Here is a 21,528-nt window from a genome sequence, read left to right as displayed (position 1 = left end):
TGTAAAAAAGAGCCCCGCCTAATTGACTGTATGCGTTACAGAGTTTTAGGGACAGAACATCGAAATGCAATTGTTCAATCCTTACAATATGGAGAAGCGGACACTTTTTTACTGGAGTGAGATGTACTATCACCAAATTCAAAAGGGCGACGATTATAGCCAATTGAAGAAATGTGTTACGATTAATATATTGAACTACTCCTGCCTACCGAATGACCGCCATCATAATGTGTTTCGCCTTCGGGAAGATCATACCGGGATTTCGCTGAACAATGATCTGGAGATTCATGTGATGGAATTAACAAAGCTCGAGGAGCAGGCTATACCGTTAACAGGCGGTTTAATCAACTGGTTATTATTCCTGAAGGGTGTTGAACAACCAAACTGGGAGGTGCTGACCATGAATGAACCCATGTTAAAAAAAGCAATGGATACACTTGAATTTCTAAGCCAGGATGCCGCTACACGTATGGAGTATGATGCCCGGATGAAGTATTTACGTGATGAGGCTTCACGGATGAACGGTGCTAAAGCGGAAGGACGTGCAGAAGGACGTGCGGAAGGACGTGCGGAAGGAATTGCTAAGGGTGAACAAAAAAGAGCAGAGGCCATAGTACTTGAACTTCTTGCGCTTGGAGTAGAAACCTCAGTTATTGTTAAAGCTTCAGGTCTCACAGAACAACAAATCCTAAGGTTAAAAGCACAGATGGGGAAGCACTGACCGTGAAAAGTCTCCTGTTGTATCAAAAAGCCGCCCCAGTTAGAATGGAGCGGCCTGTTTTTTTGTCACGTAATCAGCGTATTTAACTGTTCACCTAAACGTTCCTTGTCCTTCGGACTCAGCTGGTTCTCGCCCATCGGGAAGATCACGGTCTCTTCTTTGACAAAATGGACGGTCAGCACCTCGAAGGCCTCACCCGCATCGTGCACGGCTGAGCGGATTCCCGCGAGTGTCATCTGGCCGATATCTCCCTCAGAGTGATGCAGGAAATGCCCGATGTACCCGTCAATCTCGCGGTGCTCCTCCTGAATGCCAGCCAGCGGTCCCTGGTCGAAGCCGATATACCGGCCCAGCAGCGGGAAGAAATACGTCTCTTCCTTATCGGTATGCTTCTTCAGCGGAACCATGAACTCCAGCACCGCCCGGCGCAGCTTCTGAAGCTGTGTCCTGGCCTCTTCCAGCGTAAGCTGCTCCTGTTCAAACCAGAGGACAATGGCATGCCATTCCTCCATCAGAAAAGATAAATAGCGGTGTTCATTCTCAAGAATGCGCATCGCGGGCAACGTGAACTTAAGGCCTGTATGTTCCGGCATACGGCTAACCCTCCAGTGGCCGGTCAGAAATCCAGCATTTTTTTCCTCAAAGCGTATTCGACCAGCTCGGGCCGGCTCTTAAGGTTAAGCTTCTCCATAATCTTGGCCTTATGGGCCTCCACGGTCTTCACGGAAATATAGAGCTTCTCTGCAATCTCCTTATTCCCGTATCCCTTGGCAATGAGCGGCAGAATCTCCAGCTCCCGCTTGGACAGCAGCTCGAACAGATCCTCGGTCCCGCCAGTCTTGTCCTGCTTAATGAACTCACGAACCAGCGAGGTAGCCATCTTGGGATGAATATAAGTACCGCCTTCATAAATCGTGCGGACCGCCAGCAGCAACTCCTCATCCGGCGCACTCTTGAGCACATACCCGGAGGCCCCGTTCTTCAAGACATGGAAGAGATACTCATCATCGTCATGCATCGTCAGAATGAGAATTCGGGTATCGGGATAATCCTCTTTGATCTTGCCGGTTGCGGTCAGTCCGCTTTCTCCGGGAGGCATGCTTAAATCCATGATCAGGATATCCGGCCGGAGCTTGGCGACCATGGTGTAGGCCTCTCTGCCGTCCGCCGCTGCTCCGATCACTTCAATATCATCCTGAAAATTAAGAATCATGGAGAATCCGCTGCGTACGATCGCATGGTCGTCTGCAATGACGATCTTCATCAGAAGCTCATTCCTTTCCTCGGGCCCATCATACAGGAACCTGCAGCATAATCCGGGTACCCTTGCCGGTCTCTGAATCCACACTGAAGGTTCCGCCCACCAGCTCCGCCCGCTCCTGCATCCCGAACAAGCCCAAGCCTGTTCCGGCAGGCTCATCGCCCAGATGGAAGCCGATCCCTTCATCCTGAATCAGCAGCTGGAGCATGCCGTCGTTCTCGGTCAGCGATACCTTGACACTGTCGACCTGGGCATACTTCAAGGCATTCAGCACCGCTTCCTGACATACCCGGTACATAACCGTTTCAATCTCGCTCCCGTACCGCTTCTCGGACAGCCGGGACTCATATTCAATCATCAGGCCATACGTTTGTTCCACCCGCTTGAAGTGGGAGCGGAAAGCCGCCTCAAGACCGAAATCATCCAGGGCAGCCGGCCTAAGCTCCACTGACAGGTTGCGGATATCGCTCAGCAGACGGGTCATCGACACTTCGGTTTGCTTTACTTTTTTGAGCAGTCCGTCATCGGTTGTCATATATTTCAGCACACGCAGATCAATCACGGCACTCATCAGCTCTTGCGCAACACTGTCATGGAGTTCACGGGAGATCCGCTTGCGTTCATTCTCCTGGGCTTCAATAATATGCTTCATCATCTTGTTCTGGTAGAACTTCTCTTGCGTCTTGAACTGTCTCGTTAAATCCCTGAGCATGAAGACCCGGATTCCATTCTCTTCATCTATAGTGTGAAAGGTTGCGGCATAAGGCACAATTCCCTTGTCCCTGGTCTCCAGATAGACCTGATAAGAGGTGAACTCCTCCGAGTCCGGGGTGTGAAAATAACAATTCAGGCAGGTCCGCAGCTCCGTCTCGCTGGTATATCCCCGGCAGGTTCCGCAGAGTGCTTCAGGATTTCCCTGATACAGCTGCCTCAGAATATCCTTGTCGACAATCGTTTCGGCAGCCGGATTCATCGCCAGGGCTTTCCCTTGCCGGTCAAAAAAGAACATCGCCTCCGAGCTGTTCTCGAACAGCTTCGTCATAAGCTCACTGCGCAAATCCGTAGCGGGGTTCCTCAACTGAGCAACAATTCCTTCCCGTTCAAGTCTCCAATACCGCCCCGAGCTGTCGCCTCCAGGTCACGCAGCATCTCAGCAGTCACCTGCCGGTCCCCTCTGAAGCCGCCCAGAAGCACGCCTTCCACGCGGGCATCATTCCACATCGGCACCGCCCCGATGCTGTTCAGATTCTCCATCTTGGTGATAGGGTAATTGAACAGGCTGTCGGGCTTCACCATGAGCTTCACCGAAGGGATCAGGAACGGCTTGCCGGTCTTGAACACGATGCCGGCAATCCCTCTGCCGGATTGCAGCACAATCCGTTTGTAGCGGTCACTGATATTGCCTGAAGCGTATTTCCAGCGGATCGCATAGTCATACTCCGCCGGTTCGGCGAACGCCAGCGACATGAAGTCATATCCCAGCGCCGCGCGGATCTGGTCCAGCCGCGTCTGGTAATCCACCTTATTCATCATCGCTTTCTCTCCTCGGATCGAACAGGGAAAGAAGTCCACGCTGCTCTCTTCCGTTAATTTGATTTATTTCTTCTGTATAGGATATAACTTCTGCCTACATAATTCAACGGAACACTCCATACGTGAACCAGCCGGGTGAACGGCCAGAAGGCAAAGATCGCGAACCCTGACAGGATGTGCAGCTTGAAGGAGAACGGCACTCCGCTCATCAGCGACGGGTCCGGGCGGAACATGAACAAGCCGCGGAACCACACCGAAATCGTATCCCGGTAGTCGAACTCAGGCTGTACCGCATTCGTGACAATCGTGGAGTACATTCCCATGAACACAATGAACAGCAGGAGCGAGTTAACGATCAGATCGGAGGCGCTGCTGAGCCGGCGGACGTTCTTAAGCGTGAAGCGCCGTGAGGTCAGAATCAGCATCCCTGCCAGGGTGGCCGCACCGAAGATTCCCCCGATGTATACAGCACCGATATGGTACATATGATCGCTGACACCAACCGCCTCCAGCCAGGACTTGGGAACAGCTAGACCGCCGATATGGCCCAGAATGACCGGCATGATGCCGAGGTGGAACAGAATGCTGCCGAATTTCAGCTGTTTTTTCTCAATGAATTCGCTGGATTTGGCTGTCCAGTTGAATTGATCCTTGCGGTAGCGGGCGATATGACCGCCTATAAACACCACCATACACATATAAGGGAAAATAACCCATAAAAACTGACCCATCATATTCATTGACTTAGGGCCTCCTGTTCCGCACAAGCTTTGAAGGTTTCCCGCAACCCTTTAACCAGGTGATAATATGGACTCTCCCGCTGCTCCAGCGCCTTCACCAGATGATACGTACCATCCTCCAGAATCGCCATCAGCATCTTGAAGTTCTCCGGCGCACCAGGGACATCCAGCCACTGCGCGGCATAGATGAATTCGCACATCAGCGGCAAGTAATCGGGCAGCTCGCTCTCCGGCATTTCAAGGCCGAACATTTCGTACAGCAGCTTCAGTTTGGCGAGCATTTGCCCGCGTTCCTTGGCATCTTCGAACTTGAAATAGGTCATATAGAGCGCACAGTCCTTCTGAAAATCAAACGTAGCCGCATAGTTCTCCTGAATCTCTTCCAGGCTGAAGCTCTGCATGTGCTTCCAGTATGTCTGCACGTGGGCATATCCCGGGTGAGCAGGGTCAAACGCCTCTTCCAGAAAAGCCGGATGGAAATCCAGCTTCTCCGGGTACATAAGCTGCAAGGCGAAATAACCGAAGGACTCCTTGTATTGATGCAGTTTGTTCAGATCAATCACGCCAGATCCCCCCGTAGAAATTCTCTTCATACATCTCCTTGCCGGTCTTCATGGTGTCGCCGGAAGGACTGGCCGGTCCGCAGCCGTCACAGCCGGAGCCGAAGCCCGAGCCGCCCATGTCGCTGCCATAGCCAGCCGCGCCTTGCGCGCGGTAAGGGTTCATGTGCTGCTCCTTGTGGGAGGTCGGGATCACGAAGCGGTCCTCATATTTGGCAATCGCCAGCAGGCGGTACATCTCCTCGGTCTGCTGCGCCGTCATGCCGACACGGTCCAGACGGCTAAGATCGAATTCCTGACCGGTCGACTGGGCGCGCATGTAAGAGCGCATCATCGCCATCCGCTGCAGGGCTTCCTTCACAGTCTCCGTATCGCCAGCCGTCAGCATATTCGCCAGATATTGAATAGGCGTACGCATCTCTTCGATGGCCGGAAAGATCATATCGGGATTCTTGAGTGAATCCTTGCCCTCAAAGTAGTTCATGATCGGGCTAAGCGGCGGTACATACCATACCATCGGCAGCGTCCGGTATTCCGGGTGCAGCGGGAAGGCCAGCTTATGCTCAATGGCCAGCTTGTAGACCGGTGAGTTCTGGGCAGCCTCCAGCCAATCCTCGGAGATGCCATCCCGTCTTGCCTGGGCTCTAACCTCTGGATCATGCGGATTCAGGAACAGATCGCATTGCGCCTTGTACAGGTCCTGTTCATCCGGGGTAGACGCTGCTTCCAGAACCTTGTCTGCGTCATACAGCAGCACACCCAGATAACGGATACGGCCCGTACAGGTCTCGGAGCAGACCGTTGGCAGGCCTGCCTCCACACGCGGGAAGCAGAACGTGCATTTCTCCGCCTTGTTCGTCTGCCAGTTGAAGTACACCTTCTTGTACGGACAGCCGGTCATGCAGTATCTCCAGCCACGGCAAGCCTCCTGGTCCACCAGCACAATACCGTCCTCATCCCGCTTGTACATCGCTCCAGATGGACAGGAAGCCACGCAGCTCGGGTTCAAGCAATGTTCGCACAGACGAGGCAAATAGATCATGAAGGATTTCTCGAAGTTGAACTTAATCTCTTCTTCGATCTTCTGAATGTTCGGGTCCAGCGGGCCGGTCACATGCGCACCTGCCAGATCATCCTCCCAGTTCGGTCCCCATTCCAGATCCATCTTCTCGCCGGTGACAGCAGAGTGGGCCCGTGCTACCGGGGAATGCTCCTGCTCCCCGGCGTTGGTCAGATGCTCATAGTTGTATGTCCACGGCTCGTAATAATCCTTCATTTCCGGCATATCGGGGTTGTAGAAGATTTTGCCGAGCGCGATCTTGGACAGCTTGTTCCCGGATTTCAGCTCAAGCTTCCCCTTGCGCAGCTGCCAGCCGCCCTTGTACAGCTCCTGGTCTTCCCAGCGCTTCGGATAGCCGATGCCCGGCTTCGTCTCCACATTGTTGAACCACATATATTCCGCACCCTTGCGGTTCGTCCACGTTGTCTTACAGGTCACGCTGCAGGTGTGGCAGCCGATGCATTTATCCAGATTCATTACCATTGCCACTTGCGCTTTAATTTTCAAGCCAGTTGACCTCCTTCATTTTGCGAACGGCTACGTAGACATCACGCTGGTTGCCGATCGGACCGTAGTAGTTGAAGCCGTAGCTGAGCTGTGCATACCCGCCGACCATCTGGGTGGGCTTGAGATGAATCCGGGTTGGCGCATTGTGGCTTCCGCCGCGCGTATCCGTAATCTCGGAGCCCGGCACTTGAATATGCTTATCCTGGGCGTGGTACATGAACATGGTGCCTCTCGGCATCCGGTGGCTGACTACGGCGCGTGCAGTTACCACACCGTTCCGGTTATAGACCTCAAGCCAGTCGTTGTCCGCTATGTCATGAGCCGCCGCATCCTCGTTATTGATCCATACCGTCGGACCGCCCCGGAACAGAGTCAGCATGTGCTGGTTATCCTGGTAGGTCGAGTGGATATTCCACTTGCCGTGCGGCGTCAGGTATCTCAGCACCAGTGCATCCATCCCGCCCTTCACTTCCTTGTCCCGGGGTCCGAAGACCATTGGCGGCAGGGTCGGCTTATAGACCGGCAACGCTTCGCCGAACTGCTGGAAGATCTCATGGTCAATATAGAAATGCTGGCGTCCGGTCAGGGTACGGAACGGAACGAGACGTTCAATATTCGTAGTGAACGGTGAATACCGGCGGCCTTGCTTGTTCGAGCCGCTGAATACCGGTGTCGGAATGACCTCACGCGGCTGAGCAGTAATGCTCTGGAACGTAATTTTCTCGGCGGCCCGGTCTGCTGAGATATCCCGCAGCTCGACCCCGTGATCCTTCTCGGCTGATTCATAAGCCTTCTGGGAGACACGGCCATTGGTGGCGGAAGACAGATGCAGAATCGCATCCGCTGCCTGGCGGGCCGTCTGCAGCTTCGGCAGTCCGTTCCGGATCGTTTCATCGTAATGCACGCCGCTGATCTTCTTCAGCTCTTCGTACTCTTCGGCAACCGAGAAGCTGACGCCGTGTGCGCCTGTTTTGCCGGTCGCCAGATTCGGTCCAAGCGAGCTGTATTTATGATGAATCTGCGTGTAATCCCGCTCGACAATGGTGAAGTTCGGCATGGTTTTACCCGGAATGGCCGGCACTTCGCCCTTGGTCCAATCCTTGACCAGACCCATCGGCTGTGAGATTTCGCTGATGGAGTCATGGCCCAGAGGGGACATCACTACATCCTTATAGACGCCGGGCAGCTGCGATTTCGCCATCTCGGAGAATACCTCCGAGAGCTGGCGGTAGATATCCCAGTCCGAACGGGACTCCCACAGCGGATTCACGGCCGGATTGAACGGATGGACGAACGGATGCATGTCGGTGGACGACAGATCTGTTTTCTCATACCAGGTTGCGGCAGGCAGGACCACATCGGCATACAGCGGCGTAGTGGTCATCCGGAAATCCAGCGCCACCATCAGATCGAGCTTGCCTTCCACATCCTCCCGCCAGACGATCTCTTCCGGCTTTTGCTCCTCATTCGGCTCGGCCAGCAGACCGTCCGATGCGCCGAGCAAATGCTTCATGAAGTATTCCTGTCCCTTGGCGGAGCTTGAGATCAGGTTCGAGCGCCAGATGAACAGCGAGCGCGGGAAGTTCTCCGGTGCGCCGGGATCTTCCACAGCAAACCGCGTCTTCCGTGAAGTAATCTCTTCAACGGCATGGCTGATAATCTCCGCATTCGTCTTCTTGCCTTGCTGCGCCGCTTCCTCGGCGAACAACAGGCTGTTCTTGTTGAATTGCGGGAAGGACGGCAGCCAGCCAAGACGCGCAGCCAGTACGTTGTAATCTGCCGGGTGCTGGTAAGCAACATCCCCGCCGGTCGGCGATTTCAGCGAATCGGTGCCGCTCTCCTCATACCGCCACTGCTCGGTGGCAAAATAGAAGAAGGAGGTTGCATTCTGCTGCCGCGCTGGACCCTGCCAGTCCTTGGCAAAGGCAACCGTGGACCAGCCTTCAATCGGACGGCATTTCTCCTGGCCGACATAATGCGCCCAGCCGCCGCCGTTGACGCCCTGGGAAGCGGTCAGCACCACCAGATTCAGAATCGAACGGTAGATGGTATCGCTGTTGAACCAGTGGTTGATGCCTGCGCCCATGATAATCATGGAGCGTCCTCCGGTCTCAATGGAGTTCTGGGCGAACTCGCGGGCAATCTGCACAACCACGCTTGCTTTGACTGTAGTAATCTTCTCTTGCCAGGCCGGAGTGTAATGGGACAATTCATCCTCATACCCCTTAGCGTTCAGCAGACTGTCTCTGCGCTTAATGCCATTTTGACTCATCATCAGGTCATATACAGTGGCAACATAACGTTCTGTGCCGTCCGCAAGCTTCATCTTCCGGGCCGGAATGATCCGGCTGAAGGTGCCATTACCGGCATTGTCGAAGTAAGGGAATACAATCTCTGTCCATTCTTCCCCGTGCCCTTCGATGGTCAGGGCCGGCTCTACCTTGCTGCCGTCCTCCCGCTCCAGAATCAGGTTCCACTTCTTGCCTTCCTCCCAGCGCTGTCCCATCGTCCCGTTCGGCACGATCATCTCGCCTGTGGCTTCATCGAAGATCACCGGCTTCCAGTCTGAGTGCGGAGAAGCATCACCCAGATCACTGGCCCGCAGGAAGCGTCCGCCCTTCAGGCTGTCCTCATGCGGATCAAGCAGAATCAGGAACGGCATATCCGTATATTGCTTCGCATAATTCAGGAACATCGGCTCCTGGCGCTCCTGGTAGAATTCCTGCAAGATAACATGCGTCATCGCCTGGGCAAGGGCTGCATCCGAGCCGGGGTTCGGAGCCAGCCAATTGTCGGCGAACTTCACGTTCTCGGCGAGATCCGGCGCAACCGATACAACCTTCGTGCCTTTGTAGCGCACTTCAGTCATGAAGTGGGCATCCGGCGTGCGGGTCAGCGGCACGTTCGAGCCCCACATCATCAGGTACCCGGCATTGTACCAGTCCGAGGATTCCGGGACATCCGTCTGCTCGCCCCAGATCTGCGGCGAAGCCGGAGGCAGATCGGCATACCAGTCATAGAAGCTCAGCATCTGGCCGCCCAGCAGTGAGATGAACCGTGCTCCTGAAGCATAGCTGACCATCGACATGGCCGGAATCGGGGTGAACCCGGCGATCCGGTCAGGACCGTATTTGCGGATCGTATAGATCAGTTGTGCCGCGATCAGCCGCAGTGCGTCGTCCCAGGCAACCCGGACATGGCCGCCCTTGCCGCGTGCCTTCTTATACAGGCTGGCCTTCTCGGGATCTTCCACGATACTGGCCCAGGCATCGACATAATTGTCATGCTCCTGGAGCGCCGTCTGCCACAGCCGCCACAGCTTCCCTCTGATATACGGATACTTCACGCGCAGCGGGCTGTATTCATACCAGGAGAAGGTAGCTCCGCGCGGACAGCCGCGCGGCTCGAACTCCGGCATATCCGGTCCGCAGGACGGGTAATCGATCTGCTGGTTCTCCCAGGTGATAATCCCGTTCTTCACGAACACCTTCCAGCTGCAGGAGCCTGTACAGTTCACGCCATGGGTGGTGCGGACTACTTTATCGTGAGACCAGCGCTGGCGGTACATGTTCTCCCAATCTCTATTTTTCTCTTCAAGAATGGACCAGTTCCCGGAATAGCTCTCTACCGGCTTAAAAAAGTTAAGGCCGAATTTCTTCTTCATCTGTCCAGAACACTCCTTTGTACGAATCTATTCAATTAATCTCATTATGGATCTACCCGGCTGCGCTTCCCATTAGGGAAACACCTATTGAACCTCGGGAATTCCCTCGACTTCATCCCGCAGCAAAAAAGCCTTCCCCCCTGAGGAGAAAAGCTCTGATTCTGCGCTGCTGTGCCGGGCGGGGAGATCCATTAGGGACTTCCCTCTTTCTCTCCGGGGGAAGTTCCTAGCGGGAATTCCATGCCAATACTATATGCTATACTGACCAGTAGATACGTCTGAGATAGTTATAATACGGGAGGATGAAGAAGATGTCAGGACCCTCACTACGCCAACTGCATGCCCATCACGCCATACATCAGGGCGGGCTCTCCGGCGCTGTAGCCAAGACAGAAGAGGTGGAAGAATTGCTGGCGCTTAAGGAAGTGGAGGTGGCCCGCCAGGCGGCTGACCACTTGATTGAGTACTGGGAGACACGGATTCTCAGCCATGCCGATGCGGAAGAAGACGGCTTCTATCAGGAGATGATTGCGAAGAATCCCGCCCTTGAAGAAGCCGTTACCCGGCTGAAGCGGGATCATGAGCTGCTGCGGATCATCGTGCAGGATGTCAAAAGCATGCTCGCCGAAGACGGCCTCACCTCAGAGGTGCTGCACCAGTTCCACGCCCTGCTGGTGGTGAACGCTATTCATAGCCGGGATGAAGAGCGTCTGCTGTTCGGGGAGTAGCATTACTGCTGATCTCCTGCAAAATGGCACGCAGATCATCTCGATTCATCAGCAGATCCTCGAGCGTATACTCATCCAGCACCTTAAGATAGGCGTGCAGGGCCTTGCCCAGCACGCCCTTCAGTCTACACACCGGAGAGATCGGACAGCTGCCGCCTGAAGGGTTGAAGCATTCCACGAGATAGAAATCATCCTCCATCCGGCGCACGACCTCCCCGATATTGATCTTCTCCGGCGCAAGCGCAAGCCTGATTCCTCCCCCGCGCCCCCTGACCGTTTCAATATAGCCTGCCTTGCCGAGTTCATGGGAGACCTTCATCAGATGATTCTTGGAGATGCCGTAGGCACTGGAGATATCCTGTATTGTTGTTAACTCCTCCCGCTGCTTGGCTCCCAGATACATGAGGATTCGCAGGGAATAATCGGTGTATAACGTCAGCCTCATAGTCATGCTCCGTTCTATTTTAACTCAGCTAAATGTAAGTGATATTTATTACAAAGTTTATCATATTTTTTGTCCAATTTGTTAAAGTGGTATTTTAAATATATCTTTTATCTTCAAAACCGTATATATTAATTTTGTACTATATGGAGAGGGGATGATTGATATTTTATCAAAGCAAGCTCGTGACATTGTCAAATCCACCGCGCCCGTCCTGGCGGAACACGGCACTACCATTACAACGGTGTTCTACAAAAATCTGTTCGAGGCCCACCCGGAACTACTGAATGTGTTCAACCACGCCAACCAGGCGCAAGGCCGCCAGCAGGCGGCACTGGCTAATGCGGTCTATGCAGCGGCTGTCCATATAGACAACCTTGAGAATATACTCCCGGCGGTGATTCAGATCGCCCACAAGCATGTCAGTCTCGGCATCAAGCCGGAGCATTACCCGATTGTCGGTGAATTTCTGCTGAAAGCGATCAAGGAAGTGCTGGGCGATGCAGCTACCGATGAGATCCTCACTGCCTGGGAAGCGGCCTACGGCGTCATTGCCGATGCATTCATCGGCGTAGAAGACAGCATGTACAAGGAAGCGCGGGAGCAGGACAACGGCTGGAACTTCTTCAAACCTTTTACCATAGTTCGTAAGGTTCAGGAGAGCGGCAGCATTACCTCCTTCTACTTGAAGCCGGCCGATGGCTCGAATGTACCAGACTATAAACCGGGCCAATACATCTCTGTCCGCGTGCTGATCCCTGGAGAGCAGTACACCATGATCCGCCAGTACAGCCTATCCCAAGCGCCGAAGCGGGATGAATTCCGCATTTCAGTGAAACGCGAGGAGACGAATGACCCGAATGGCGTAGTGTCTGTCTATCTTCATAACGGGGTAAATGAGGGCGATACTGTTGAGGTGAGCGCACCTGCCGGTGAGTTCCTGCTGGATACTTCCCGAACCACCCCTGTAGCGTTCATCTCGGGCGGCGTAGGCATCACCCCCATGATGAGCATGCTTGAGACTGTGGCTAATGTAACACCGGACCGGCCGGTTGTCTTCCTCCACTCTGCACGAAACGAATCGCTCGCTGCCTTCGGGAAGGATATTGAGAAGCATGCGGCGGCGCTGAGCAACGTCAAGACCAGAACCTTCTTCTCCGGCGGGCCGGATGGCGTGATTACAGGCGAAATTCTGAAGAGCTATGTAGATGTTACCGGTGAAGCTTACGTGTGCGGGCCCGTTCCTTTTATGGAAGCCATGATTGGCGAACTGCGGAAGCTGGGAATGACCGAGGCTCAGATTCATTATGAGTTCTTCGGACCGGCACTGCAGCTCAGCAACGCGTAGATTGTTCAGCAAAAAGCACACGGGCCGCCTGCCGAACCGTTACCGGTTCGGAGGAAGCCCGTTTTTTTCAACGTGAGATCAGCCATTCATAGAGTACCTTCGCATGGTTATGGACAGGGTTCTTCGCCGCATAGACCAGCGTGACCTTCTGTTCAAGCGCCCGCTCCCGGATCGATTCCGCAAGCCCTGCGCATGCCGGGTTCTCCTCCAGCTCCCTGGTATACCGTTCCTTGAATGCCGTGAACCGCTCCGGCAGGTGGCCGAACCACCGGCGCAGCGCCGGGCTTGGAGCGATATCCTTCATCCACTCGTCAATGGCCGCCTGCTGCTTCGTCACTCCGCGCGCCCACAGCCGGTCCACCAGAATCCGGTAGCCGTCCCCGGGGTCCGAAGGCTCATAGATCCGCTTCAGACCAATAGCGTACGGAGCATCAGCGCCCTTGCCGCCGGATGACTCTCCCATGCTGCATCCCTCCTGCTCACCACTATTACACCCAATATACCACGGAGCCAACTCTACCTCCAACGGCTGTCGTCCTAGAGAGATGCGGCATGACATGCTGATATTCTGGCGGTCTGTCAGTCCGGCACACTGACTCTGCCACTCCTCTACTCCGCTTCAAGAATGTACCGGTTCCACCGCTGTTGCCAAGCCACATCCTGCCAGAACGGATGATGCGGCGCACAGTTGGAGCACAGCGTCATGCCCCAGAAGCCCAGGGCCATCCCCTTACGCAGCGCATACTCGGCAATGAACTTCCCGACCGGCCCCTCCTCGAAGCCTGCAAGCAGCGGGGTATAGCCGACATAGCCTTCGCCGATTACCACCGGCAGGCCGGAATGTGCAGCCCATTCCTGCGCTTCTTCCAGGCGCATGTCCGCTTTTTGCAGCATCGCCAGCTTGTGGGCTCCGTAGCGGTCATACAGATAGAGATCCCATAGATCAGGGTCGGCCCAGTCATGCAGATAGATCAGCTTCATCCCGACCGGATTGCCCTCCATCCGCCACTCCTGCCCTGCGGGCAGGGTCCATTCCCCAAAAGGCGGGGCCTCTTCCCTCAGCATAGACCGGACAAAGGCATTCGGAAAAGGCACCTCATCATCATTCAACCCTGCAGCGTCCATAAGCTCATTCAGCACGCCTTTGAGATAGAGATGATAGTGGGCTACCTGCAGATTGCGGGCAACATAGGCCTTCGGATAAACCTCGTTCAGCGTATAGCTGGCCGTGATCAGAACATCGGGATGCTGTTCCCGGAGATAACCCACTGCTTCCTCAATATAAGGCTGCATGGCCTCCACCAATCTCGGCGTATCCGCTTCACCGATGCCCTGTTCGACACCCACGGCCGTAAGCTGCCCGAACTCCACTTCATTGTGCAGCTCGGCATAGACAATCTGACCGGCGAAGCCTTCCGCCTTGATGAACCGGATGAGCTGGTTCATCGACCGGGCCAGGGCCATGAACCGCTCTGCGGGAGCAATTGCAGCCAGCTCATCCCGCAGCGCGGGATAGGCCAGGAAGCTGGGGCTCTGCTGATACTCCCAGGAAGACAGCATAATGTAGAGTCCGTGCGCCTTGGCCTGTCTGAACAGCTCCAGCAGATGCGCATGCCCGTCCAGCACGGCACCTCCACGGCAGTTGTACCAGCGGGTACGCTGGCCCACTTCCCCCAGACTGCCGAAGTGCAGCGGTCCGGGGCGTTTGCCTTCCTCCGTGAACAACAGGAACGGCATAGCACAGATCCGGATGGTGTTGTACCCTCTGTCCGCCGCTTCCTTACATCTTGCCGCCAGATCATGATAGGGCTCGCCCGGTAAGGTCATCGTATACCAGGAGAAATCCCACATGGTTAGGGTAAGCTTGCGCGGCAGCCTGCTCAGCACTGTATCCATTTTTTTCACTCCTTAGGATTAGGTTGAATTACCGGGTCGAGTACTGGCTCAATTCCAGCTCCAGCACGCTGAAGCCGTTCGGACGGCAGACGGTTAGCGTTAGTCCCGGCGCAGGAGCAGCAGTCAGCGTAAGGTTCAGGGTGCGGAGCTCTCCCGGCTGCATATCAGGAATCACCTGTATCACCCCTTCTACACTATCCGCAGACACTGTTACATAATAGCCCTGTACGGCATAGCTGGGAATATCCTTCCGGCACTTCAGGGTTACTACAAGCTCTCTTCCGTTCCAGCAAGGGGACTCTGACAGCAGGAGCGGTGAAGAAATCTCACGCAAGGCGGCAAAAGAGGGCTTCACCCGGTTATGCACATCCACCGAACCATGAACCCGCTGCTTCCATCTTCCCTGCCCGTCTTCTCCCATTTGCGTACGGTAATCATTCAGACTAAAAAAGATCAGGGCAGCAAATTGGGGATACTTACGGTAAAGCTCTGTTTTGTGCATAAGGATTTCTGTTCTTCTAGGGTCTCCGCCTTCGTACACCGGTTCGCAAAGGCCATATTCAGCCACTACCACCGGCTTATCCGGATAATCGGCCAGCATTTGCCGGATGACCTCATCCTCATCCAGCCCGCCGTGCCAGGTTCCGATATAGTCATTCCACATCAGCAGGTCCCCGGCTCCCGTAGCATCACTACGCGGCTGCAGGTGCACCGTGTTGCTCACATAGTTAATCAGGCGCTGTGAATCCAGCGTATGGATCTCCTGCTTCAGCTGTTCCATGTACCGGAGGGTGGTCTCCGACTGTCCATTCAGCTCATTGCCCATCCCCCAGGCGAAGATACACGGATGATGGGAATGGCCGCAGATCATTTCCTTCGCCTGGGACAAGGCTGCCGCGAACGTCTGCTGATCCGGTTCCCCCGGCTGCTGCCAATGCGGGATTTCCTCCTGCACAAGGATTCCGTTGCGGTCACACCAGTCCAGCAGCTCATTCCCCTGCTGCCAGTGGAAGCGCGTGATCACAGCGTTCGCCTCTTTCAGCCGCTCCAGCATCGCGCTGAGATCCTCCCGCTTCTCGGCCATGCCAACCGCGGGGTTAGAACCCGGCATCCATTCCGCGCCCATCAGGCGGACAGGCTCGCGGTTCAGCCATAGCTCCTGCCCTCGGACCACAATCTCACGGAACCCGAAGTTCACGGTTACCTTATCATGAAGCTGCCCGCCTTCACGGATGGTGAGCTTAAGCTGATAGAGCTGCGGATGATCGAAATGCCATAAGTCCACCGGGAGCCACTCCATCCCGGCAAGCTGCCAGGTCTCGGATTGCGGAGGCAAAGGCTGGAGATCCCCCCAAATCCTTGTCCCCTCCTTGAGTATCAACGTCTCTACAGTCGCTGAAGCAGAGGGTCCGCATAGCTGCACTTCTGCCAGCAACCGGCCGGATGCCTGCAGGCCCGCTGGTCCAAACCGGACTTCCGGGGTGACGCGGATATGCTGGACTGCGGCCGGGCCGGTTACAATAAGCTGGACAGGCCGGATGATCCCTCCATCATCAGCCCAGTCGAAGCTGCGGCCTTGCGGGAGCGCCTGAGCGGACGGGGAATTATCCGCTTTTACCGTAATCCGGTTCTCCTTGCCATGCAGAATATGCGCGGTTACCTCCAGCTCAAAGGCAGTATACCCTGAGTTGACATGCGAACCGGCCCTCTGGCCGTTGACCCAGATCACCGCATCACGGTAGACGGCTTCAAAATGCAGGCGGAACCGGCTGCCGCTCCACGCCTCAGGAATACTGATGCTATACTCATACCACCCGGCTCCCCGGTGCTCCTCCAGACCTTCCTCCACATTCCAGGTATGCGGAACCGCAACCTTCCTTGGGGCTGGCAAGCCTGTAATCTGCCATTCCTCATGCTCCCCTATACCTGCTGTATCCGCCTGAAAACACCAGTCTTCGTCCAGACTTAAATTATGCCGTCCTGTTGTATGCATACTCTGTTGTCCTCCTTCTGCTTAGAGTTGTCCCCGGTTCAGTGCACTGCCGGCCATCCGTCTGTGAACCCCGGCCCCCTGATGATTAGGGTCCAGGGCCAGCGCTGTATCAAGCTCCGCTGCCGCTGCTTCATACCGGCCCAGCCCGAGAAGCCCGAGTCCCCGCATGTAGCGGCAATGGATGACATTACGCCGGTTGAGGTCATCCTCGAACACCAGGAAATCCGGCAGCGATACGGCGAAATAGTCCAGCTTGATATCGTCAAAGAGATGCCGCTCGGCATAATCGATCAATCGGTTGAAGCGCCGTTTTGCTTCCTTCGGCTCCTGAAGCCTCAGCCAAGCCAGTCCCTGGTAGAAAATCATCTCCGGCGGCTGGTCATTGTAGAACACCGTGCTTACTGGCTCCGACAGACCTTGTGAAGCCGTTCTGTAGCAGCAGGCAGCCTCTTGTTCCTGCTGAAGTCCTTCATATACCCGGCCAAGGTTATAATAGATATTATTCTCCTGCGCTCCCTCCAGCCTGCCCTCGCCCAAATTATGCGGATAGGCCAGCGCCAGCCGGAAATGCTCCAGTGCCGCTTCATACTGCCCGCTCTCCAGCGCCTGTCTGCCAAGACCGCTGTGGGCGAATTGGTATTGCCCGGTCACCTTTCCCTCCCCGCCCTCCCATGGATGGAAGGTACGCGAGCTTATTTCCCTAATTGCTTCGTCATAGTGCTCAAGCTGGTTAAGCAAAGTAACATATTCGATATACAGATCATCCCGCTGCTCTACCAGATTGCGATGTGCCTCTAGATGACCCAGTCGTTCCCCGGCAGACCACGCAAGCTTCTTACGCAGCTGATCCAGCTCATACAGTATCCGCGCATCCTGCGGCGCACAGGCGAAGGCCTGCTCCAATGAAGCGAGCGCCGCCTCAGGATTGTTCTGCTTGTTGTAATAAGCCAGCGCCAGATTGCGGTGAACGATGGCGAAATCCCCTCTCAGTTCACGTGAACGCTCCCAGCTCGCCGCCGCTTCCTCCGGCCGCTTCTTGTCATAATAGAGATTGCCCAGATAGTAGTGGGCCTTATCATCCATGGGGTTCGCCCGGACGGCGCTTAACAGCCATTCAAGCTCGGACAGGGTGTTCGGGAAGCAGTGCAGCGGGCGGGCCGCTTGCCCCTTGCGGCGGGCCTCCCGTGCTTGCCCGACTTGTCCTATACGCTCATAGATTTCGCCAAGGGCATAATACAGCATTGGGTAGACGGATTCGGTGTCGGTGTCGGTGTCGGTGTCAGTTTCGGATGCTCCGCGTTTGACTGCCCTCTGCCCTACGGCAAGAGCTTCCGCATAGAGTCCGCAGTCCATATAATCCGCCATAAGATTAAGGTAGTTGTGTGCGCCACCACGCATAAGCCGCTCCAATTCCGTCAGCGCCTCTTCTGCCGCAGCAGGGTCCTCCAGTGCTGCAAGAGTCAGGACCAGCTCGTTATATGCGCCAAAATCAGCAGGATCAAGCTGCACAGTCTCACTGGCGAATTCTCTCGCCTGCTGCGGCCGATCAAGTCTGCGCAGGAGAGCAGACCTCAGGTTCCTCGCCTTATAGTTACGCGCATTGCGGATCAGCGAACGCTCCGCCAGCTCCAATGCCTCGGCATACCGGCCCTGCTGGCAGGCAATCTGAGCTAGTGAGTAATACCCTGCATCCTGCCAGGCTGCCGACCATACCGCCTTGTAATAGGCGGCAAAAGCCTCATCCAGGCGGTTCTGGCCGCGCAGGGCAACCCCCAGCTGATAGTAAGCTTCGCTGTCATACGGGTTAGGATTACGTGAGGTCAGACGTTCAATGGCGCGGCGGAACAAGGGCTCACTCTGGGCATATTGCCCGCGGCGGAGCAGCAGCGTTCCATACGCCACATTCAGCCGGATATCCCCGCTGTCCCGCTTAAGCCCCTCCAGATAATAAGCCTCCGGCTCAAAGGTGGCATGCCGGTACTGCTCCAGATGCAGACCGGCCAGATACAGCTCCTCTGCTGAACGCAGTTCTTCCGGCGCTGCCAGCGGCTTCGCCGCCTCGGGGATGCGCCCGATCTCCGGCCGCTTCGGCTGATAGGCGACCAGCAGCCTGCCCTCTGCACTTTGGACTGTCAGCTTGAGGTCATGCTCCTCTTCTCCGCGATGCAGTATGACTGTAAGCTCTATGGCCTCTACCGGGGACAAATCTGCGGTCTCCTGCAGATAATCACCACCGGCTCCGCTCAACCGGATAATAGCCTGTTCAAACCGTGAAGTAACATATACTTTCACCACCGCCTGAGCCAATGCCGCATCAACCTCCAGATTGACCGCAGCGTCTACCGAGGCATTTTTCACCAGACCGATGCCCTTATACGGCATGAAATACTGGGTGAAGCTCTTCTCCTCATACGGCTGCAGCCAGGTGAAGTCAGGCTGATTATCGGTGTATACGCCCGTCATAAGTTCAATATAAGGTCCGTCTTCATCGGTCAGCTGGCGGTCCCAGGCCTGCCCGAACTCCCCGTTCCCCCAGGTCCATTGCTTCTTCCCCGGTGAGATATGATGATTAGCCACATGCAGCAGCCCGGCCTGGGCACCGTGATCATATCCGCCGACGAAATTATAATCGGACTTGTAGGCCATGTAGGAGGTCGGAACCGGAATATTCTTATAGCGGGAGATGTCTACGCCTTCCGAATAATCCTGTTTGTAGTAGGTGCCGGTCGCAATAGGGAAGCGCGATACATCCCTTTTTCCATGGTCGAAGACGGCTGTAACATCAGGCGGAAAAACAGACTGCGTCTGATCATTAACCGCAACCGCCGGATTGGCCCACCAGAGGAAGGTCTGCGCCTGCGGTGTCCTGTTATAGCACTGGGCATTGACCTCCAGATAAGCGGCGCCGGGGTAGAGTCTGAATGCAGCCGTAACCTTCGTCCCGTACATCCGGTCAATCTCGCTCACCCAAAGGATAGCGCTTCCATCCGCAGCAGTCTCAAGCTTATATTCTACGGGTCCGAATGTATTCGGGCGGTGATGCTGCGGCCAGTTGAACTCAATGCCCCCGGAGATCCAGGGACCCGCAAGACCGACCAGCGCGGGCTTGATCACTCGGTTATAATAGACAAAATCATAGTTATTCGTCTTGTCCAGCGCCCGGTAGATCCGCCCTCCAAGCTCCGGCATGATCTCTATCCGCAGATATTCATTCTCCAGAATAATCAGCTTGTACGCCTTATCCTGCTTCACATCCGAGATGCTCTCAATCACGGGATGCGGGTATACACGCCCGGAGCTTCCCTGATAGACTCTTTTCTCCAGAAACATAGGATTTGGATCAGCGGCGCCTGCTTCATAGGTTGGTATAATCACACTGGCCTCCCGTACCTGCACCCGGTCCGCTCTATCCGCTCTGTCTGCGTAGTCCGCGTTGTCCGCGTTGCCTGCATTATACGTGTTGTCCCCATTGCCAGCGAAGTCTGTGTTCCCCCCGCCTGCCTCCGGCATCTTACCGCTACCTGTATGCTGCATGCCTTCACTGCCTCCCTTGACTTGATAGTTCTACTCTAGCCTCTGGCCGGGAAGGTTCCAATTGACGAAATGCGGGAAGTGATGGATTATATTCTTATTCTGTGCAAGCTTAGATTCCGGGCGTCACTGCAGTGAATATACACTTTCTCGGCCGCTGGTTGGGGTGGGGGATCAGCCGCTCTTTGCGATCGGATTGCTCTTTTCCTAAATTCTGCCCATAATGCAACATTCCGCCCCTGAATTCAGCCATAAACCGGAAATGTTGCACAAAAAGCAACATCTGTCCTCCTTCCGGCGGCCAAACGGGGAAATTCCTGCATTTTGTGCAACAATCCACTCTGCCCTCCCTTATCCGGGAATCAAAATTGCAAAATGTGCAACATTTTCATCATCTCAGCATTGCAACATTCTCAGCATCTCAGCATTTCCTCTATTCAGCCTCTACAGCTCCATAAAATCTCAATTTCACTTTGTAAGCGGCTATCCTGTTCTAGGCCTTCTGATGAATACGCTGGTGTCGGCGGGCAGGGATTGGAAAGTTAGTTAGTTGGTTGGGCCAGATTCTAACGTGTGGTTTATATACGATCTATCGGGAGGGGGAAGCGGCATGAATGATAGTAATATCCGCAAGCCGGAAGGATTCGAGGAGGAGAAGCTGTACGTGCTGCCGGAGTACTGGATGAAGGAGTTAGAGCAGGAGGAGCTGACCGCCTCCTTGTTCATTACGGACATCGGGTACTTCCCGAATGCCCGGCATCATTTCAGGGAACGCCTGGAAGGCAGCCCCTCGCATATCTTGATCTTGTGTGTAGCGGGGCAGGGCTGGGTGGAGCTGAACCACGGGGAGCAGACGATCATGCAACCGGGGGATATGGTCATTATTCCACCAGACACCCCTCACCGGTACGGGGCCATGCAGGAGAAGCCATGGAGCATTTACTGGTTCCATTTCAAAGGAAGCCATGCCGACCGGCTGGTGAAGCTGTTCGGATTGTCCGGTGCCCCCTTCGCCTTAGCCCCGAGCGGCAAGGCCCGGCTCATCGACTGGTTCGTCCCTGCTTATGAGCTGCTGGCTGAGCGAACTTATGCCCTGGCTACCCATGTGCACATCGCTCAGACGGTTAGGCAACTGCTCTCCGGGATAGGCCTCAGTACCGGGAAATCAGCTCAGGAGAAGAAGCGGGAGACGTATCTGGAACAGGCGATCCAGTATATGAACGGACGGCTGGGCAGCACCCTCACCCTGCCCGAGCTCGCTAAGCATGCCGGCGTGTCGAAGCAGCATCTGATCTATATCTTCAACGCCGGGACCGGGGTCTCCCCGATCGAATATTTCCTGCGGCTCAAAATCCAGCGCGCTGGCCATCTGCTCGATCTTACCGAACTCAGCATTAAGGAGGTCGGCTCTGCCGTAGGGATCAACGACCCTTATTATTTCTCCAGGCTGTTCAAAAAGATTTCGGGGTTCTCCCCCTCCAGCTATCGCCGAATTCCGAAGGGGTGAAGCCGGACCGGAGCCGCTTTTCTTATCCGTACCGCAG

The 21,528-nt window shown here is 55.2% G+C and carries 16 protein-coding genes and 1 pseudogene; 4 read left to right on the top strand and 13 right to left on the bottom strand.

The window, feature by feature from the left end; translation table 11 throughout:
* Positions 1-55: 55 nt before the first annotated feature.
* Positions 56-721, top strand: a pseudogene (locus NST04_RS30500) (Rpn family recombination-promoting nuclease/putative transposase); the annotation flags it as partial.
* Positions 722-786: 65 nt separating this feature from the next.
* Here NST04_RS30500 and NST04_RS30495 read toward each other — a convergent pair.
* The 8 genes from NST04_RS30495 to NST04_RS30460 are packed head-to-tail and all read right to left on the bottom strand — an operon-like array spanning position 787 to position 10,046.
* On the bottom strand, positions 787-1,314 hold the full coding sequence (locus NST04_RS30495; protein WP_341187581.1) for a hemerythrin domain-containing protein: 528 nt from the start codon (positions 1,312-1,314) through the stop codon (positions 787-789).
* 23 nt (positions 1,315-1,337) lie between these two features.
* Positions 1,338-1,985 (bottom strand): response regulator transcription factor, encoded by a 648-nt coding sequence (locus NST04_RS30490; RefSeq protein ID WP_341187580.1) that lies wholly within the window; start codon positions 1,983-1,985, stop codon positions 1,338-1,340.
* Positions 1,986-2,013: 28 nt separating this feature from the next.
* Positions 2,014-3,024: a sensor histidine kinase gene (locus tag NST04_RS30485; RefSeq protein ID WP_341188096.1), complete on the bottom strand. Its 1,011-nt coding sequence runs from the start codon at positions 3,022-3,024 to the stop codon at positions 2,014-2,016.
* Positions 3,025-3,056: 32 nt separating this feature from the next.
* On the bottom strand, positions 3,057-3,515 hold the full coding sequence (locus NST04_RS30480) for a GAF domain-containing protein (RefSeq protein WP_341187579.1): 459 nt from the start codon (positions 3,513-3,515) through the stop codon (positions 3,057-3,059).
* Positions 3,516-3,568: 53 nt separating this feature from the next.
* On the bottom strand, positions 3,569-4,255 hold the full coding sequence (narI, locus tag NST04_RS30475) for a respiratory nitrate reductase subunit gamma (protein WP_209875083.1): 687 nt from the start codon (positions 4,253-4,255) through the stop codon (positions 3,569-3,571).
* Entirely contained in the window at positions 4,252-4,818 is a 567-nt protein-coding gene (narJ, locus tag NST04_RS30470; RefSeq protein ID WP_341187578.1) for a nitrate reductase molybdenum cofactor assembly chaperone, read from the bottom strand. Before narJ ends, narI begins: the two co-directional genes overlap by 4 nt.
* On the bottom strand, positions 4,811-6,382 hold the full coding sequence (gene narH, locus NST04_RS30465; protein WP_341187577.1) for a nitrate reductase subunit beta: 1,572 nt from the start codon (positions 6,380-6,382) through the stop codon (positions 4,811-4,813). The genes narJ and narH overlap by 8 nt, the downstream gene beginning before the upstream one ends.
* On the bottom strand, positions 6,372-10,046 hold the full coding sequence (locus tag NST04_RS30460) for a nitrate reductase subunit alpha (RefSeq protein ID WP_341187576.1): 3,675 nt from the start codon (positions 10,044-10,046) through the stop codon (positions 6,372-6,374). The genes narH and NST04_RS30460 overlap by 11 nt, the downstream gene beginning before the upstream one ends.
* Before the next feature lie 311 nt (positions 10,047-10,357).
* Between NST04_RS30460 and NST04_RS30455 the strand changes: the two genes are divergently transcribed.
* On the top strand, positions 10,358-10,774 hold the full coding sequence (locus NST04_RS30455; protein WP_341187575.1) for a hemerythrin domain-containing protein: 417 nt from the start codon (positions 10,358-10,360) through the stop codon (positions 10,772-10,774).
* Here the strand turns inward: NST04_RS30455 and NST04_RS30450 are convergent.
* Positions 10,731-11,219, bottom strand: a complete 489-nt coding sequence (locus NST04_RS30450) for an RrF2 family transcriptional regulator (RefSeq protein ID WP_341187574.1) — start codon at positions 11,217-11,219, stop codon at positions 10,731-10,733. The genes NST04_RS30455 and NST04_RS30450 overlap by 44 nt on opposite strands.
* A 163-nt stretch (positions 11,220-11,382) precedes the next feature.
* On the opposite strand from NST04_RS30450, the gene hmpA reads away from it, so the two are divergent.
* On the top strand, positions 11,383-12,564 hold the full coding sequence (gene hmpA / locus NST04_RS30445) for an NO-inducible flavohemoprotein (RefSeq protein WP_341188095.1): 1,182 nt from the start codon (positions 11,383-11,385) through the stop codon (positions 12,562-12,564).
* Between the two features lie 67 nt (positions 12,565-12,631).
* On the opposite strand, the gene NST04_RS30440 is transcribed toward hmpA, so the two are convergent.
* The 4 genes from NST04_RS30440 to NST04_RS30425 all read right to left on the bottom strand — a co-directional run bounded on the left by NST04_RS30440 (position 12,632) and on the right by NST04_RS30425 (position 19,987).
* Positions 12,632-13,027, bottom strand: a complete 396-nt coding sequence (locus tag NST04_RS30440) for a DUF488 domain-containing protein (protein ID WP_341187573.1) — start codon at positions 13,025-13,027, stop codon at positions 12,632-12,634.
* 146 nt (positions 13,028-13,173) lie between these two features.
* Positions 13,174-14,460 (bottom strand): cellulase-like family protein, encoded by a 1,287-nt coding sequence (locus NST04_RS30435; RefSeq protein WP_341187572.1) that lies wholly within the window; start codon positions 14,458-14,460, stop codon positions 13,174-13,176.
* Between the two features lie 28 nt (positions 14,461-14,488).
* A complete protein-coding gene (locus NST04_RS30430; RefSeq protein WP_341187571.1) occupies positions 14,489-16,453 on the bottom strand; it encodes a glycoside hydrolase family 2 protein in 1,965 nt (654 codons plus the stop codon).
* Between the two features lie 21 nt (positions 16,454-16,474).
* The gene (locus tag NST04_RS30425; protein ID WP_341187570.1) at positions 16,475-19,987 is read right to left on the bottom strand and encodes a DUF5107 domain-containing protein; all 3,513 of its coding nucleotides are present in this window, start codon (positions 19,985-19,987) and stop codon (positions 16,475-16,477) included.
* A gap of 607 nt (positions 19,988-20,594) precedes the next feature.
* Here NST04_RS30425 and NST04_RS30420 point away from each other — a divergent pair.
* Positions 20,595-21,491: an AraC family transcriptional regulator gene (locus NST04_RS30420; RefSeq protein ID WP_341187569.1), complete on the top strand. Its 897-nt coding sequence runs from the start codon at positions 20,595-20,597 to the stop codon at positions 21,489-21,491.
* The last annotated feature ends 37 nt before the right edge of the window (positions 21,492-21,528 follow it).

It is taken from the genome of Paenibacillus sp. FSL H7-0756 (assembly GCF_038006765.1).
Lineage (GTDB): Bacteria > Bacillota > Bacilli > Paenibacillales > Paenibacillaceae > Paenibacillus_AQ.
This window is presented reverse-complemented; position numbering and strand designations above follow the sequence as displayed.